Origin of the sequence: Shewanella sp. SACH (genome assembly GCF_001887095.2) — a bacterium.
GTDB classification, from domain to species: domain Bacteria; phylum Pseudomonadota; class Gammaproteobacteria; order Enterobacterales; family Shewanellaceae; genus Shewanella; species Shewanella baltica.
On sequence record NZ_MPDG02000001.1, the window covers coordinates 1179753 to 1195892 of the forward strand.

The 16140-nt window shown below is 46.2% G+C and carries 14 protein-coding genes and 3 tRNA genes; 8 read left to right on the forward strand and 9 right to left on the reverse strand.

Annotated elements, in window-relative coordinates; all coding sequences use genetic code 11:
• Window positions 1–2 precede the first annotated feature (2 nt).
• Window positions 3–75, reverse strand: a tRNA-Asn gene (locus BM607_RS05135).
• A gap of 1487 nt (window positions 76–1562) precedes the next feature.
• On the opposite strand from BM607_RS05135, the gene uvrB reads away from it, so the two are divergent.
• Window positions 1563–3569 carry an excinuclease ABC subunit UvrB gene (gene uvrB / locus BM607_RS05140; protein ID WP_006081546.1) on the forward strand — a complete coding sequence of 669 codons (2007 nt, stop codon included), beginning with the start codon at window positions 1563–1565 and terminating at the stop codon, window positions 3567–3569.
• A 76-nt stretch (window positions 3570–3645) separates the two neighbouring features.
• Here uvrB and rrtA read toward each other — a convergent pair whose 3' ends face one another.
• Window positions 3646–4242 carry a rhombosortase gene (rrtA, locus tag BM607_RS05145; protein WP_071939803.1) on the reverse strand — a complete coding sequence of 199 codons (597 nt, stop codon included), beginning with the start codon at window positions 4240–4242 and terminating at the stop codon, window positions 3646–3648.
• The gene (queC, locus tag BM607_RS05150) at window positions 4239–4961 is read right to left on the reverse strand and encodes a 7-cyano-7-deazaguanine synthase QueC (RefSeq protein WP_071939804.1); all 723 of its coding nucleotides are present in this window, start codon (window positions 4959–4961) and stop codon (window positions 4239–4241) included. Before queC ends, rrtA begins: the two co-directional genes overlap by 4 nt.
• 171 nt (window positions 4962–5132) lie before the next feature.
• Between queC and queE the strand changes: the two genes are divergently transcribed.
• On the forward strand, window positions 5133–5801 hold the full coding sequence (queE, locus tag BM607_RS05155) for a 7-carboxy-7-deazaguanine synthase QueE (protein ID WP_071939805.1): 669 nt from the start codon (window positions 5133–5135) through the stop codon (window positions 5799–5801).
• Between the two features lie 119 nt (window positions 5802–5920).
• Here queE and BM607_RS05160 read toward each other — a convergent pair whose 3' ends face one another.
• Entirely contained in the window at window positions 5921–7066 is a 1146-nt protein-coding gene (locus BM607_RS05160; RefSeq protein ID WP_071939806.1) for a PLP-dependent cysteine synthase family protein, read from the reverse strand.
• Between the two features lie 79 nt (window positions 7067–7145).
• Between BM607_RS05160 and BM607_RS21895 the strand changes: the two genes are divergently transcribed.
• Window positions 7146–7307 (forward strand): hypothetical protein, encoded by a 162-nt coding sequence (locus BM607_RS21895; RefSeq protein ID WP_159049125.1) that lies wholly within the window; start codon window positions 7146–7148, stop codon window positions 7305–7307.
• Between the two features lie 9 nt (window positions 7308–7316).
• Here BM607_RS21895 and BM607_RS05165 read toward each other — a convergent pair.
• Both BM607_RS05165 and BM607_RS05170 read right to left on the reverse strand, forming a co-directional pair.
• Window positions 7317–7401: transfer RNA gene (locus BM607_RS05165), tRNA-Tyr, on the reverse strand.
• A 71-nt stretch (window positions 7402–7472) separates the two neighbouring features.
• A tRNA-Tyr gene (locus BM607_RS05170) sits at window positions 7473–7557 on the reverse strand.
• A 125-nt stretch (window positions 7558–7682) separates the two neighbouring features.
• Between BM607_RS05170 and BM607_RS05175 the strand changes: the two genes are divergently transcribed.
• From BM607_RS05175 to BM607_RS05185, 3 genes are all read left to right on the forward strand, one after another.
• Window positions 7683–8171 carry a VC2046/SO_2500 family protein gene (locus tag BM607_RS05175; protein ID WP_006081552.1) on the forward strand — a complete coding sequence of 163 codons (489 nt, stop codon included), beginning with the start codon at window positions 7683–7685 and terminating at the stop codon, window positions 8169–8171.
• Window positions 8172–8380: 209 nt separating this feature from the next.
• The gene (locus BM607_RS05180; protein WP_006081553.1) at window positions 8381–8668 is read left to right on the forward strand and encodes a DUF406 family protein; all 288 of its coding nucleotides are present in this window, start codon (window positions 8381–8383) and stop codon (window positions 8666–8668) included.
• Window positions 8669–8919: 251 nt separating this feature from the next.
• Complete coding sequence (locus tag BM607_RS05185; protein WP_071939807.1) at window positions 8920–11103, forward strand: EAL domain-containing protein; 2184 nt, start codon at window positions 8920–8922, stop codon at window positions 11101–11103.
• A 256-nt stretch (window positions 11104–11359) separates the two neighbouring features.
• On the opposite strand, the gene BM607_RS05190 is transcribed toward BM607_RS05185, so the two are convergent.
• Together BM607_RS05190 and BM607_RS05195 are read right to left on the reverse strand one after the other, a co-directional pair.
• Window positions 11360–11887, reverse strand: a complete 528-nt coding sequence (locus BM607_RS05190) for a YchJ family protein (RefSeq protein WP_071939808.1) — start codon at window positions 11885–11887, stop codon at window positions 11360–11362.
• Window positions 11888–12016: 129 nt separating this feature from the next.
• Window positions 12017–12592, reverse strand: a complete 576-nt coding sequence (locus tag BM607_RS05195) for a nuclear transport factor 2 family protein (protein ID WP_006087192.1) — start codon at window positions 12590–12592, stop codon at window positions 12017–12019.
• 118 nt (window positions 12593–12710) lie between these two features.
• Between BM607_RS05195 and smrA the strand changes: the two genes are divergently transcribed.
• On the forward strand, window positions 12711–13301 hold the full coding sequence (gene smrA / locus BM607_RS05200) for a DNA endonuclease SmrA (protein WP_071939809.1): 591 nt from the start codon (window positions 12711–12713) through the stop codon (window positions 13299–13301).
• A gap of 114 nt (window positions 13302–13415) precedes the next feature.
• Here smrA and BM607_RS05205 read toward each other — a convergent pair whose 3' ends face one another.
• Window positions 13416–15281 (reverse strand): M2 family metallopeptidase, encoded by a 1866-nt coding sequence (locus BM607_RS05205; RefSeq protein WP_071939810.1) that lies wholly within the window; start codon window positions 15279–15281, stop codon window positions 13416–13418.
• Window positions 15282–15501: 220 nt separating this feature from the next.
• On the opposite strand from BM607_RS05205, the gene BM607_RS05210 reads away from it, so the two are divergent.
• Window positions 15502–16140 carry a TetR/AcrR family transcriptional regulator gene (locus tag BM607_RS05210; protein WP_006081559.1) on the forward strand — a complete coding sequence of 213 codons (639 nt, stop codon included), beginning with the start codon at window positions 15502–15504 and terminating at the stop codon, window positions 16138–16140.

The following is a 16140-nucleotide window of genomic DNA, read 5'->3' on the forward strand; positions in this document are numbered from 1 at the left end:
GGCTCCCCTGACTGGACTTGAACCAGTGACATACGGATTAACAGTCCGCCGTTCTACCGACTGAACTACAGGGGAATTGTTTCACACAGTCGTAGCGACTCGTTGAGAACGGAGCGCATAGTAAAACGCTCTGTGGGATGAGTCAACTCGAGTTACTAAAAAAAGTGTAATTATGCTGTTAAGTGCTCATCTAATGTGCATCGTGGTGCAGAATTCGACATTTTTAGTGAAAAACCACTTAACAATTCGCAATATAGCTTTGAACGACGCCATCGTTTGCGGAGTGAAATTTCTATGAAATTGAAATCTCTCGTTAAAAATAAGCGCTTTTTAGAAATCAGCCGAGCTTAAGGCCAATGAATAGGCTTAAACAGCTTAAAGCTGTAGTGCCGCCAGCTATCGCTTCGGGTTTATCGCATCTTTTTAGCAGATTGATAAGCATTGGGTAAACAATATGAGTTGAGATAGCGATGCGGAGTGAAGTTATTGGGCAGCATGAAAAGGGGATTGAATTAGCGGTAAATAACGATTGGGTTAAACCGTTAGGCTTGTTGGCGTAAGGTAGACGATTAAGTAAAGCTTCTTTCTAGGTGCTGGGTAAGTCACCATGATCGATGAATCATTGGCTATCAACTATCAACTATGAACTATCAAAAGTGAACAGTGAGTAAGTTAAGAGTTAAGCTGCCTTTCAGCTCTATCTTTCTGCCGCATATATAGAATACCTTTACAGTAAAAGTGAACTATTAATGGCGATGACGCGTATCTCAATGTTGATAAGTAGACTCATTAAAAATAAATGTGATTTATACAGCATTGATCACTGAGTTTTATGCTGGTTTTAACGTTAGTGCAAACAAGCTAGTAAACGAGAAGTCCTAGCTGCTTGCTTATCTGTCAGAGTAAAAGTGTCCAGTTCAACACGCAATATGTAACTGATTTTAATTTAGCTTTTATCAAATTAGCAGTAACTGTTGCTAAAAGCTAGTGACGCGTTGCAAAGTAAAAATCTGGGCCAATTGCAATTAGTGAAATCGATACAAGTAGCAACATTTATCAAATGTAATTAAATTACCAAATGTTGAGTGGCTGTTGTTATGGTGCATGACAGCCTCCAATCCCGCGTGGTTTCTCGGTTATTTCGACTTATCAACAAAATCTGTGGATAACCCTGTGAGTTGTCCAAATAAATGGCCGTCAAAGCCTTGGAGTATGGGCGTCGGACTTAAAATGCACTATTTTGGGTGGGAAAAATAAACTTCAATATTATCAATTGAGTATTAAAAGCAAGTGGTTTTTGTTGAGGGTGAAAACAAGGTTGCAATTTTGTAATCGAACGAAATTGATTTCTTGTGTATTAAATTGGCATTTTTGCTTAGTTTGCGGGTGTTTTATGAGCAAAAACCGTTGAAAATGGCTTGGTCTAAAAGTTTCATGTTTCTTCCACTAAATTGTCATCTGGCGGTGTTACTGCGTATTGAATTGACGACAGGAAGGATAACGGTGGAGCTTAGTCGGTGACTTGATTAGAATGGGGCGACTCATTAAAAGGATATGTGCGCGTGTCAGAATCTGTTTTTCAGCTTGAATCGCAATTCGCCCCCGCAGGCGACCAACCTACAGCGATAGCCAAATTAGTCGATGGACTCGAAGCGGGTTTAGCTTGCCAAACCTTACTCGGGGTGACCGGCTCAGGTAAAACCTTCACGATTGCCAATGTGATCCAAAAATTAGGTCGCCCCACGATTATCATGGCGCCTAATAAAACCTTGGCGGCGCAGCTTTATGGCGAGATGAAAGAGTTCTTTCCCCATAATGCGGTTGAGTATTTTGTCTCTTACTACGATTACTATCAGCCAGAAGCCTATGTGCCTGCATCGAATACCTTTATCGAGAAAGACGCGTCGGTTAATGCCCACATAGAGCAAATGCGCCTGTCGGCGACGAAGGCGCTATTAGAGCGTAAAGATGTGGTGCTCATCGCTTCTGTGTCGGCCATTTATGGTTTGGGCGATCCCGACTCCTATTTAAAAATGCTGCTGCATCTACGCCAAGGCGATGTGATGGGGCAGCGTGATATCTTAATTCGTCTCAGTGAATTGCAGTATAAACGCAATGATATCGAGCTACAGCGCGGTACCTATCGCGTGCGTGGTGAAGTGATTGATGTTTTCCCTGCCGATTCTGAGCGTAATGCCATTCGCGTTGAATTGTTCGACGATGAGATTGAGCGTTTAAGCGAGTTTGATCCGTTAACTGGCCATATCATTAAGCGCATCGCCCGTACGACGGTGTACCCTAAGACTCACTATGTGACGCCGCGGGAAAAAATCATCGCCGCCACTGAGTTTATTAAAGAAGAGCTGCGTGAGCGTAAGCAATATCTACTCGATAACAACAAGTTAATTGAAGCCCAGCGTATTCATGAGCGAGTGCAATACGATGTGGAAATGATGGTGGAGTTAGGTTACTGCTCAGGCATCGAAAACTACTCGCGCTATTTGTCAGGCCGCGCACCGGGGGAAGGGCCGCCAACCTTACTAGACTATTTGCCTGCTGACGGTCTATTAATTATCGACGAATCCCATGTGACTGTGCCGCAAATCGGCGCCATGTACAAAGGTGACCGTTCCCGTAAAACCACACTGGTGGAATACGGTTTCCGCTTACCGTCTGCTTTGGATAACCGACCGCTCAAGTTCGAAGAGTTTGAGCAATTGATGCCGCAAACCATTTATGTGTCGGCGACACCGAGTGTCTACGAGCTGGAAAAAAGCGAAGGCGAGATTGCCGAGCAGGTCGTGCGGCCAACGGGTTTACTCGATCCTGAATTAGAAGTGCGCCCAGTCGGGACTCAAGTGGATGATTTATTGTCTGAGATCGCCAAGCGCGTCGCTGTTAACGAGCGGGTGTTAGTGACCACATTGACCAAGCGTATGTCGGAGGATTTGACTGAATACCTCGACGAGCATGGTGTAAAAGTGCGTTATTTGCACTCGGACATAGACACGGTTGAACGGGTGGAGATCATCCGCGATCTGCGTTTAGGTAAGTTTGATGTGTTGGTTGGGATCAACTTATTGCGCGAAGGCTTAGACATGCCAGAAGTGTCACTGGTGTGTATTTTAGATGCGGATAAAGAGGGCTTCCTGCGCTCAGAACGCTCGCTTATCCAAACCATTGGCCGCGCCGCGCGTAACGTTAATGGCAAAGTCATTCTCTATGCCGATCGCATTACCAATTCGATGGCGAAGGCCATTGGTGAAACTGACCGCCGTCGTGAACGCCAACGCGCGCACAACTTAAAGCACGGCATAACACCTAAGGGCGTGGTTAAACGGATCACCGATGTGATGGATGTGGATGACGGCCGCGACAGTAAAGCTGTGTATGGCAAAGTGGCTGAACCTAAGTCCCATTACCATAAGGCCGATGCGACTGAGTTGAGCCATCAAATCGATCAGCTTGAGAAGAAGATGCACGAACATGCGCGTAACTTAGAGTTCGAACAAGCGGCGGCGATGCGTGATGAAGTCAAGCATCTGCGGGACTTGTTGATCAAGGCCTAGATTTACCTTAACGCTAAAGATTAAAAAAGCCGTCCAGCAATGATGCTGCGACGGCTTTTTTATGTCTGTCAGAGAATTACGCAGAGACTTTTACGGGACTAAACTTCAACGTGATGAATACCGCTAAAGCACAAATCAGCCCGCAGATTAAGCCAACCAAATGCGCCTCAGTTGCCACGCGCGCGCCTATCATGGCGGTGACATCATTGCTGGCGCCATAAAGTTGTTCGTGGCCAACCTTGATGATAACGCCAAGTAACAGCAGATAGCCTGAGCGCAGCTTGCGGACAATATCCTGAACCGCGCCGAAGGCGAATAAGCCATGCAACATACCGCTTAAGCCGACATAACCGAGCAATTGCGGGTAGCCCAAATATAAGCCTATGCCTTCTAGTAAACATAATACGAGGAATAGTGCGCTTAAGCCTTTGAGATGGTAATGGAAATGATGCAAAAACAGCACAACCCAAAGACCCGCAAGATTCATCAACAGGTGCCACTGATTCGTGTGAAGTAAATTACCGCTGATTAAGCGCCACCATTCACCATCAGCAATAGCACTGCGGCGATAGGCGAGCAGGTTGTCGACAGCAGGACTGGCTAAGCCTGCGACATACAAACCCGCACATATCAGACTCACTATCAGCGCGACCCAATAGGGACTGCGTGTCATGCCTTAGGCTCGCTAGCGTCGAGTGAAGCCATGACTGCGGTTTTATCCTGCATGTACTCATCCAAACCACGTTTACGCAGATGACAGGCAGGGCAATCGCCACAACCATCACCAATGATGCCGTTATAGCAAGTGAGGGTGTGGTGGCGAACCAGATCGAGTTGCTGGTATTTATCCGCCAGCGCCCAGGTTTGTGCCTTATTGAGCCACATTAAGGGCGTGATGATCTTAAGTTGTTTATCCATGCCTTGAACTAAGGCAGATTCCATCGCTTTAACAAAATCGTTGCGACAATCTGGGTAACCAGAAAAATCGGTTTCACATACGCCTGTGATAATCGCTTCAGCGCCTAATTGATAGGCATAAATGCCCGCAAGCGTTAAAAACAGAATGTTACGTCCAGGCACAAAAGTATTCGGCAGGCCATTTTCCATTAACTCATGTGAGACGGGAATCGCATCACGGGTCAGTGCCGATATCGCTAACTCATTGAGTAAGGTGACATCCATGACTTTATGGCTGGTGATCTTCAAGCGTTTGGCTAAGGATTTGGCGACTTCAATTTCTTCGCGGTGACGTTGACCGTAGTCAAAGGTGATCCCGTGAACTTCATCGTACTGGGTTAGGGCTTGGATAAGACAGGTTGTCGAATCTTGTCCGCCACTGAATACCACCACTGCTTTGGACGCTAAGGGTTTTGACACTAAGCTCGTTGACATAAAGGATTTCACTTAACCGTAGAACACTTATAAATAGGCCGTTAGTGTAACTCAGGCCATAGGGCTTGCAAACTCTGGTGATCTGCATCAAATAGGCTTTCTCGGCGCAAAAACTTGCAGCTCAAGCTAAAATCCACTATAAATGCCGCCCCAGAAAAGTGGAACGCCAGCATGAACTACCCAGTCAACGAAGTATTTGAAACCATTCAAGGTGAAGGTGTCTTTACCGGAGTGCCCGCCATATTTGTCCGCCTGCAAGGTTGTCCCGTGGGATGCGCTTGGTGCGATACGAAACAGACATGGGATGTGCTTGAAGTGAATAAAGTGACGCCAGAGCAAGTCATTACCGTAGACGGCACTATTGGGCGCTGGGCAGAACATACGGCGCAAAGTCTTATCGCAGCTTTTCATGCTAAAGGTTTTACTGCGCGCCATATAGTGATCACCGGCGGCGAGCCTTGTATGTACGATTTACGCGAATTAACTGAAACCTTGCACAACCAAGGCTTTGCTACCCAAATCGAAACCAGTGGCACCTTCGACATCAATTGTGCCGATGACACTTGGGTGACGGTATCGCCCAAGGTGAACATGAAAGGTGGCTATAAGGTATTAGCGCAGGCGCTGAACCGTGCCAATGAGATCAAGCATCCTATCGCCACTGAAAATCACATTGCTGAATTGGATGAGTTACTGCAAGGCATCGATATTTCCACGAAAACGATTTGCCTGCAGCCGATTAGCCAAAAGCCCAGAGCGACTGAACTGGCGATGAAGGTGTGTATTGCCCGTAATTGGCGTTTATCGATCCAAACCCATAAGTATTTGAATATTGATTAATGCTCTTGGGTTAATCTATAAACGATAAAAAAACGCCTCACAACTGTGGGGCGTTTTTTATGGCTGACGTTTAGCGGTGGACTTTAAAACCGTCAACTCAAGGGATTTAATCGAGTCGGTTAATCAAGCTCGCTTAGTTGACCAAAATGATTAAATGCCGCAAGTTGGCGCTGATAGGGCGCAATATCGCCGATGTTGGCTGCAATCCATTCGGTATCGTAATAGGTATCGAGATAACGCTCACCCGAATCACAAATTAGGGTCACGATTGAGCCTTGCTCTCCGCGCGCTTGCATTTGTACGGCAAGTTGCAATGCACCGTAAAGGTTCGTGCCCGTCGATGCGCCGGTTTTACGGCCAATCAGTTGTTCTAACCAATGAATTGTCGCCACTGATGCTGCGTCGGGGATTTGCAGCATAGTATCCACAACGCCAGGAATAAACGATGGCTCGACTCTTGGTCGACCTATGCCTTCAATTTTACTGCCATTGCAACAGGTTAAGCTGGCATCGCCGCTCTGATAAAAATCAAAAAATACCGAGTTTTGCGGATCAACTACGCAAAGCTGGGTCGCCAACCTTTGATAGCGGATGTAGCGGCCTATGGTCGCCGATGTGCCGCCTGTACCCGGACTCATCACTATCCAACGCGGGATTGTGTGTGGCTCGCGTTCCATCTGATTGAAAATAGAATTGGCAATATTGTTATTGCCGCGCCAGTCTGTTGCGCGCTCGGCGTAGGTGAATTGATCCATGTAATGGCCGCCCAGCTCCGCGGCTAGGCGCGCCGATTCGGCGTAAATCTCACTGGAATGGTCGACAAAATGACATTGGCCTCCATAGAAAGTGATCTGTTCAATCTTCTTTTTAGCCGTGCTTTTAGGCATCACGGCAATAAAAGGTAAACCGAGTAAGCGGGCAAAATAGGCTTCAGAAATCGCCGTGCTGCCCGATGAGGATTCGATAATGGGCGTGCCTTGCTTAATCCAGCCGTTACACAGGGCATAGAGGAAGAGTGAGCGGGCGAGGCGATGCTTTAAGCTTCCTGTCGGGTGGGTACTTTCATCTTTAAGATAAATATCTATGCCATCGAGCATAGGTAATTCAAGTTTAATCAAATGGGTATCGGCGCTGCGCTGAAAATCCGCTTCAATCTTGCCTATCGCAAGGGCTTCCCACGTTGGGCAGAGTCTGTGAGCGCTGTGTGAGTCCACTGGCGGTTGAATTGTGTTAGATATCATCATAGTCACTTCGAAAGGGATCATTTTCAGAGCATATCACAGGGACGGGTAAAGCGGTTTTATTGGATCTGCTTGGAGTCACTAGCTTGAAGTCGCGCGAAGCGTGATTGATGTTAAAGACAAATATCGCGAACTAAAAAGATGGCTTCAAACAGAAGTGCAGTTTAATACAAAGAATGTAATCAGAACAAAAGGAATAGATGAAGTTATGGCAGATAAAACTTGGATAGACAAAACGGAAATTGAACAAGAGGGGTATAGATAATGAAAGAAATGGTGGAGGGAGAAGGATTCGAACCTTCGAAGGCTGAGCCGTCAGATTTACAGTCTGATCCCTTTGGCCACTCGGGAACCCCTCCACGAATACCTTTAACGCTTTTGTAAAACTCTACATCATTTTCGAACAACACTCACAAACTTACAGTGCAAATGGTGGAGGGAGAAGGATTCGAACCTTCGAAGGCTGAGCCGTCAGATTTACAGTCTGATCCCTTTGGCCACTCGGGAACCCCTCCTCAATTGCGGCCGCCATAGTAGTCAGAAACCTTTTGCATGTAAATACCCAATTTAAAAATTTTCCTAAAGTTATGCATCAAATGGTCGATTAACTAACAACGAATTGTTTTGACGATGTTTTTTTATGCAAATTGATGTTCCTTTAGTCAACGAAGCCCAAATTGGCACCCGCTTAAACGCGGCGATAGAAAACGACAGACGGGGTGAATTCGCCCTGTTGCTGTCGTTACTGTCCGTTGACGCACGGGACATGGCGCAATTTCAATGGCAAAACGAGCTTGATATGGCGCAAAAATTACAGCGTCAGTTCGAGTTGCCACCGCAGCAAAGCTTAATGGCTGATTTATCTTCTGCCGAACCAGTAGTCGATAACAGCAGTATTTTTATGGCCCAAGGTCCGCGGGCATTTCAATTACAGCAGGCACTGCGACCGGAAGCCTTAGTGATCCGAGGCGGTGAGAGCGTTGCAATGGCCGAGGCCCTGAGTAACTGTGATCATGTCACCCAGCTCAGGCAGCGGGGCCAACTCAGCGCGCCTAAGGTTGAAATCATGCATTTTGCCGATCAATTGGCAATCCAACGTAATCTCGTGCCTCTGCTCGCTTCTGCCTAGTTACCCATTTCCAGCAAGTCCTCTTCAATACCAATAGCGTCAATCTGCGCCATTTCAGTAAATAAGCGTGAGCTAAAGCCAGTTATCTTGAGGCTTAATTACCTATAATTCTGATTAACCTATCGAGTTAGCCACTTACCGCGCAAATAAATTAGCGAGCATAGTTTAGTGATGCCGTTAATCAGTCGCTTTATAAAGAAGGAATACAGATGAAAGGCATAATAGAAGCACAGAATCCGGCAGTGAATGACACTTGCACCGATTGTGGCAGTTTTGTCGATATCGGCGCCGTCATTGATGAACACGATACCTTATTGACGTTAAATTTTGTTGGCGATAGCGCGCAAACAGATGCAGAAAGTATGGCGAGCCGTGCCCAAGCTCGTTTTGCTGAAGTACAAACTGAGTTTGTGACCACGGCGGCGGGTATCGATTTACTGCTGACCTTTGGTGTGAGCGCCGAGAAAATGATTTTCCAATTGGAAAACGGTTTATAAGTTTTTGTGCAGCACTTTTAGCGGATAGATTTTAGCAAATAGAGTTCGAGCTTAATCGTTTTAACTGTCTAAAAATGCTGCAATTGTTAACTGAATTGTAATAAATTGTGCCACATGTTGCTGCACTTACAATAGATAGTGTAATCTGCCTCCAAATAAGAATAATTCAATCAGCTTAATTGCACATTTCAAGCTACGTTTGCGCGTAGCAAAGACCTTTAGCCCAACACGAAGTTTTGTAGGGAATCAGCGTGAAGCGACGTCAGCATCAGCATTTATTGGAGTCTTTGGTTCAGTCAACTGCAAAACAGCAGGGCGATTTCACCAAGACAGCAGAGTTAGCCACAGAGTTGTTGTGCCAGAATTTAACGGTTTCTTTGGTGTCAGTGTGGACGTTCTCAGCTGATCAACAAACCCAAACACTCGTTGCACAATTTGGTTCTATGATGTTGCAAGACATTCATAGGCCTAAACTATTACAAGCTTGTCCCCGTTATGTGCACGAGCTTAAAACCCTGCGCCATATCGATGCTGGCAATACGCTGACCGATCCCCGTTTAAGTGAATTGGCAGAGTGCTATTTTATCCCGCGGCACATCAATTCGAGTCTCGACATCGCCATTCGCATCAATGGTCGTCTGGAAGGTGTGCTCTGCATCGAGCGGGCGCAATTTACTCCCCATTGGCACGATAGCGAAATCCACCTCGCGTGCCAGATGGCAGATCAATTAGCCCTGACCTTAGCGACAAAACACAGCTACGACAAAGAAGAAAGCCTGAGCCTATTTCGCTGCGCAACAGAGCAATCCCGGCAGATCAGCATGCTCATTAATCTGCATACTGAAAAAGTCGAGTATGTGAATCAGGCGCACAGTGAAATCACTGGCATGCCCCGTGAGCAGATAATCGGCGCAAATATCCGTGAATTGGCTTTTTTTAAGCAGCATGCCCAATTAGCCGAGCAAACCCTAGCGCAGATTTTTAGGGGCGAAATTGCCAAAGGCGAAGCGCAGTTTAGCCGTGCCGATGGCAGCCGTTATTGGCTGACATATGTGCTGAGTCAATTTATTACCGACCGTGGCAATCATTATGCCTTGGTCTCGTGTGAGGAAAATACCGATGAGCACAACTACAAGTTAGAGCTTGAGCGACTCGCTTGGCGCTGTGGATTAACGGGGCTACATAACCGTACCCACTTTAATCGAGTGCTTGAACGTACCAATAAGGGACTGTTGTTATTAGTCGATCTGGTTGGATTTAAGCGGTTTAACGATACCTATGGCCATGAGAATGGCGATAGCTTATTGATTGAAATTGCCCGCCGTTTGAAACATTTTTCCGAGATCAATAAAGCCACCGAAATTGCCCGTGTCGGCAGCGATGAATTTGCCGTGCTGCTGACTGATGATAACGCAGTATACGATCTCGATTATTTTAGTACGCGTCTGTATCAGCATCTGGCTATGCCTATCTTAATCGGTCGCGAACAAGTCGAGCCCAAGCCTGCCTTAGCTGTGGTTGATATCGCCTCGGTGGCGAGTTTGTTTGCGCCGTTAACCTGTGCCGATATTGCCGTTCAGTATGCTAAAAAGAAAAAGGGCACAGCAATCCAAGTGTTTAACAGCACTTTATTGAGCGCATTTAAAGAAGATGCACAGATAGAGCGCGATTTACACAGTGCCATCCGTGGTCGTCAGTTTGAGCTTTATTATCAGCCACTGAGGGATTTGGAGCAGAATACCTATATTGGCGCTGAAGCTTTAATCCGTTGGCATCACCCTAAAAGAGGGGTGTTATTTCCCGCATCTTTTATCGATATTGCCGAGCAATCGGGGATGATTAATTCCATCGGCAGCTGGGTGTTAGAGGCCGCATGTCGCCAGTTGAACCTGTGGCAACACCATAACGCGGACATGACAATGCACGTGAATGTGTCGGCCCGTCAGTTTTTCAGTGGCAATTTATTCGAGCAGGTGTGGCAGCTATTAACTCGTTATCGATTGAAACCTAAGACGTTAATTTTAGAGATCACTGAAACTGAGTTGATGGGCGATATTCGCCATGCGACCTTGTTATGCCAAGAATTGGCTGAGTTAGGCGTGGGACTCGCGATTGACGATTTTGGCACGGGTTATAGCTCTATGCGCTATTTGAAGCAGTTCCCGATCAGTAAACTCAAAATAGATCGGTCGTTTATTTCAGATCTCACCGTGAGTCGCGAGAGCCGCGAGATTGTCTCAGCTATTATCGCCATGGCGAGTGCTTTGAATATCTCCTTGACGGCAGAAGGGGTTGAAACCCTTGAGCAAGAAGCCTTTTTAGCGAAAAGCTTTTGCCATCAGGCGCAGGGCTATCTCTATAGCCCCGCATTGCGGGAGCCTGAGTTTGCACAATTTATCTTGTCGGCCAAAAGCCCTTCAGTCTTGACCCACTAAGCAGGTGTGAGCAGCTTTTAAACCGCCGTTTTCGATAACTCGCGATGACTCTTGATAACTTTCGATAAAGTAAGGGCAGGCAAGATTGCTAACTTAGATTACGCATCTAGCATACGCATTTAGAACATAAATCTTAAATCTAGCCTGTCTTTATTTTTAATCTCTATGCTTGTTAAATCAGTGATGTAAACCATTACTGTAATTCTTCAGCACAATATTGCGCCGCATGCTCATAGCAACAGCTTATGATGTTAACTTAGAGAGACTTTAAGCAGCATTGTTTGAATTTTTTACCGCTATGGCAAACGCAAGCATCATTTCTGCCGGGTAACTTGGCCGTCATTTGCTGGCCTTGGCTGTAATACCAGCGACCCGTTTGATAGATAAATTCTGAACGCTCATAGATAGCATCAATTTCACCTTCGAGTTTGTACCAAGCCTTAAATGTCACTGTGCCATGTCTTTGTTCAGCGATTGCTTGACTCACAGCTTGTGAGATGTGGGCGGGTGTTTCACTGCTGCTGAGTACTTCTAGTCCTAGCCAATGTGGGTGAGGGCCAGTATTCAAACTTGCTAGGGTGAGGCAGTTTAGGTACTCGGGATGATGTGTTTTCAAAATGTAATCAAAATTTTTCAACACAAATGCGCAGTAACGTGAGCGCATGAGTTGCTCGGGCGTGTGCGCAACGACTTGCCCAGAATCGACATGAATATGCAGTGGATTGCAGCAATCTTGATAGCGTTTGCTACTGCCACAGGGGCAGTTTTGTTCAGTTGTAATCATGTTTTCTTTGCGGTATCGATTAAATGATGATTTGTTTCAATAAATTAGGCTTTTATTTTAACGCATTATACTTTTATTTTAATGCATTAAGCATGTATCTGAATGCGTTAAATAGCGTCAGCACAAAACTTAGGGTAATTTCTTACCCGCAGGTAAAGGCGGAAACTGGCGACCATAATACAAGTTAGGTACGGGTTTCGCATTCAGATAATAGCTAGGTTCTGCACGATTATTGGTGTCTAAGCTCACTTTCCATTGGGTCGCTGAGACTTTTTCTGTACCAATGGCAAATTTGCCTGCAAATTCACTCACAGGTTCGCCCGTTTCTTTTGCTGGGTAAAATCGAACCAAATAATAGCCAGTATCTATGGCTCCATCGCCGATAATTTTACGCTTGGTGATGCGAAAATCGACGTCGATAGTGGCTTTCTTCGCGCGGATTTTATCGAAAAACTTTTGGTAAATCGCGACGATATTATCTCGGCCATAGTAAATTTCTTTACTTTGACTCTCAGACAAGTAGCTAGCGTCATCGGCATAAATCTCACGGGTCACTTCAGGGGACAATTGATTAAAAGCGCTAATAAATAAAGGATAATTAGCGTTGATCAATTGATCATCGGTGGATTTTGTATGCGTTTTAGCTGGATTGGCTAAGCTTGGCAGCGACAATAGGCACATCAGGACTAGCGGCAAAAATTTCATTACTTTATTCTAATCTGGCAATCATGGCGTCACTATAATGGAGCCGCCCGCTGAACTAAAGCCTTGAATGATTACAAAGTGTGTTTCTGTACAAGAGTGTGAAGTAAAGGAGCTTGCCATGCTGGATGATGAATCAGCACTGTTTTTTGAGGAAATGGCCGGAGTTGTACCACTGAAAGGCGAGGTGCCTGCGGTGAGTTTCGCGCCCAAAGCGTTAACGGCAGAGCAAATCCACAGACGCGATGCCTTACAAAGGGAAGCTTATTTAGCGTGTATGCCACTGGATTTGAAAGCGTTTGTGCAGCAAGCGCCGGATGACATTGTCAGCTTTAAACGTGAAGGGGTACAAGGCGGCGTTTTTAAACGACTCCGAATGGGGCAATACAGTATCAAGATGGAGCTCGATGTGCATGCCTATCGGCTTAATCAAGCTCGCGAGGCCGTACTCAACTACTTACTGGCAGCGCAGGCGCACGGTGAGCGGTGTGTGATGTTGATCCACGGTAAAGGTTATCAGAGTCAACCCTTTGCTGGATTACTCAAATCCGCTGTGTGTTGTTGGTTATCACAACTGGATATGGTGCTGGCCTATCATTCGGCGAAAACTGAGCAGGGCGGCACTGGGGCGCTGTATGTGATGTTAACTAAGTCTGAACAGCTCAAGCTTGAGAACCGTGAAGCCAATCGTAAAGGCATGGGTTTGCGTTAGACCAAAACAGGCCCAGTATTTGATAAAAAGTATTGAAGAAATAACATGGAATAAAAATGCCCAATCTCGTTGGGCATTTTGCTTTATGCAATTTGGCGATGACTTAACGCGTCATTACCAACCACATTGGCGATTTGCGGCGGTATTTTGCTCATCTAACCATGTTTTAAGCGGCGCGAAGTAATCGAGCACAGCTTTGGCATCCATGGCTTCTTTGCCTGTGACTTCTTTCAATGCTTCAGGCCATGGCTTACTTAAACCTAACTCGAGCATCTTATTGAGTTTCTCTCCCGCAGCTTGATTGCCATAAATACTGCATCTATGAACCGGACCTTTATCGCCCGCAGTTTCACACAGCGCTTGATGGAACTGGAATTGCAGAATATGCGCGAGGAAGTAGCGGGTGTAAGGCACATTACCTGGCACATGGTATTTAGCGCCTGGATCAAAGTCAGCTTCGCTGCGCTTCGTCGGTGCTTTTACGCCTTGGTATTTTTCCCTGAGATCCCACCATGCTTGGTTATATTGGGCAGGCGTGATTTCACCACTAAACACTTTCCAGCGCCACTGATCTATCATTAGACCAAAGGGCAAGAAGGCGATTTTATCTAAAGCTTGCTTTAGTAAAAGCCCAATATCCTTAGAGGCATCAGGTACTTCGTCTAGTAAGCCAATCTGTTTTAAGTAGCTTGGGGTGATCGACAGCGCAATCGTGTCACCAATCGCTTCATGGAAACCATCGTTGGCGCTGTTTTTAAACAGGAATGGTTGCTGCTTATAAGCGCGTTGATAGAAGTTATGTCCAAGTTCGTGGTGGATCACGCTAAAATCTTCGGCGGTCTTTTGGATACACATTTTGATACGAATATCGTCGAGATTATCGAGATCCCATGCCGAGGCGTGGCAAACCACATCACGGTCCTTTGGTTGTACGAATAGAGAACGTGCCCAAAAACTTTCTGGCAATGGCGCAAATCCTAGAGACGTGAAAAAGCCTTCGGCTTGTTTCACCATTTTATGCTCGTCATAGCCATTTTTTGCCAGTAGTTCAGTGACATCGTAACCCGGGTCGGCATTGTCTGGGGCGACTAAGTCATACACATTGCCCCATTGCTGGGCCCACATATTGCCGAGTAAATGTGCAGGGATAGGTCCTGTGGTCGGTGCGATGTTATCGCCGTATTCTTTATTGAGTTCACCGCGCACGTAACAGTGCAATGATTCATAAAGGGGTTTCACTTGGCCCCAAAGACGATCGAGTTCCTGTGAAAAATCATCGGGTTTCATATCATATTGACTACGCCATAGCTCAGACAGGTTTGCATAACCAAGATCCTTCGCGCCTTCATTGGCCAGTTCCACTTCACGTTGAAACAAGGGACGCATGGGTTTGGCAATTTCACGCCAGCCTTTCCACGCTTCTAGCAAGGTTGCGGGATCCCGTGATTCGGCCATCAAGCTCGATAGCTCAGGCTGGCTCATACACTTACCGTCGGCAAAACAGTATTTGCCTTTGCCGTATAAGCCATTTAACTCTGAGCTAATTTGCGCAAGCTCGGCATTTTTCGCAGGATCGAGCGGGGCGGGCAATACTAACGCACTGCGTAATATATTGAGTTTGCGGGCATTAACGGGATCGAGCTGCACATTGGCGTACTTAGCCGCCTCTGTTGCAAATTTTACCGACGCTGCGCTGACCTTTTCACCGACTGCGGCAGACAGAGCCGCGGTATCATCGGTAATAAAGTTGCTGTAAATCCACTCGGCGCGATTAGATTCAATCGACAATTCAGCCATTTTGGCTTCAGCATCGTTAATAAAAGCAATGGCTTGTGCTTTATCTGGGGCGGTATTGATGACAGCCGCTTCAGTGCTAGCAGGCTTGTCGGTTTTGCTTTGTGCATCATTACAGGCCGTTAATCCCAGCGCTAAGGCGACTGTGAGGGCGATTTTACTGCGACGATTTAATGAAATAACCATGTCTACTTGTCCTTGTTGTTTTTGTGTTACGCAGTTTACCTAAAGCGAAGGGGTATTGCACAAGGGTTAATGGGCTTGTTGGTCACACTTAATTCGTAGATGTTCGACATGCAGTGGGTATGCAGGCTAGAAAGCGGTGAGTTTGTCCAATTTTAGTTTGACATCCGTGGTGCCAATGTTTAATTTAAACGAGTGTTTTAAATTATTTCAAGGTCACGGAATGGCAAGTCGATCCGATACAAAAACTAGAATACTTGATGCCGCAGAAAAACTGTTCGCCGAACGGGGCTTTTCTGAGACCTCGTTGCGACTCATCACCAGTAAGGCTGAGGTGAATTTAGCATCGGTCAATTATCACTTTGGTTCTAAAAAAGAGCTGATCCGTGCAGTATTAGCGCGTTATTTAGACGTGTTTATGCCTGCGGCTTCAAACCAAATTAATCGCTTAAATGCCGCGCCAGCACAAGCAACACTCGAAGAAATTTTGTCTTCGCTGGTCGATCCTTTATTGGATTTAAACGCGCTACGTACCGAAGGCACCACGATCTTCCTGCAGCTTTTAGGCCGCGGCTATATCGAAAGCCAAGGGCATTTACGTTGGTTTATCACTACCCATTACGGCCAGCATCTCGATGCTTTTGTTAAAGCCGTGTCGGCCAGTGCGCCACATATTCCACCCGCTGAAATGTTTTGGCGTTTACACTTTACCTTAGGCACTATCGTATTCACTATGGCGTCCGCCGATGCCCTAAACGATATCGCTGCTGCTGAGTTTGGTGAGCATAACGACATCGAAGCCGTGATCCGTAAAGTGATCCCATACATGGCGGCTGGCGTATCAGTCCCCGTTTCTTCTTAA

Coding starts and splice junctions, on each gene's coding strand:
- rrtA (WP_071939803.1), bottom strand. CDS start 4,242: ATGACACGCAGTCCCTATTGGGTCGCGCTGATAGTGAGTCTGATATGT.
- queC (WP_071939804.1), bottom strand. CDS start 4,961: ATGTCAACGAGCTTAGTGTCAAAACCCTTAGCGTCCAAAGCAGTGGTG.
- queE (WP_071939805.1), top strand. CDS start 5,133: ATGAACTACCCAGTCAACGAAGTATTTGAAACCATTCAAGGTGAAGGT.
- BM607_RS05160 (WP_071939806.1), bottom strand. CDS start 7,066: ATGATCCCTTTCGAAGTGACTATGATGATATCTAACACAATTCAACCG.
- BM607_RS05175 (WP_006081552.1), top strand. CDS start 7,683: ATGCAAATTGATGTTCCTTTAGTCAACGAAGCCCAAATTGGCACCCGC.
- BM607_RS05180 (WP_006081553.1), top strand. CDS start 8,381: ATGAAAGGCATAATAGAAGCACAGAATCCGGCAGTGAATGACACTTGC.
- BM607_RS05190 (WP_071939808.1), bottom strand. CDS start 11,887: ATGATTACAACTGAACAAAACTGCCCCTGTGGCAGTAGCAAACGCTAT.
- BM607_RS05195 (WP_006087192.1), bottom strand. CDS start 12,592: ATGAAATTTTTGCCGCTAGTCCTGATGTGCCTATTGTCGCTGCCAAGC.
- smrA (WP_071939809.1), top strand. CDS start 12,711: ATGCTGGATGATGAATCAGCACTGTTTTTTGAGGAAATGGCCGGAGTT.
- BM607_RS05205 (WP_071939810.1), bottom strand. CDS start 15,281: ATGGTTATTTCATTAAATCGTCGCAGTAAAATCGCCCTCACAGTCGCC.
- BM607_RS05210 (WP_006081559.1), top strand. CDS start 15,502: ATGGCAAGTCGATCCGATACAAAAACTAGAATACTTGATGCCGCAGAA.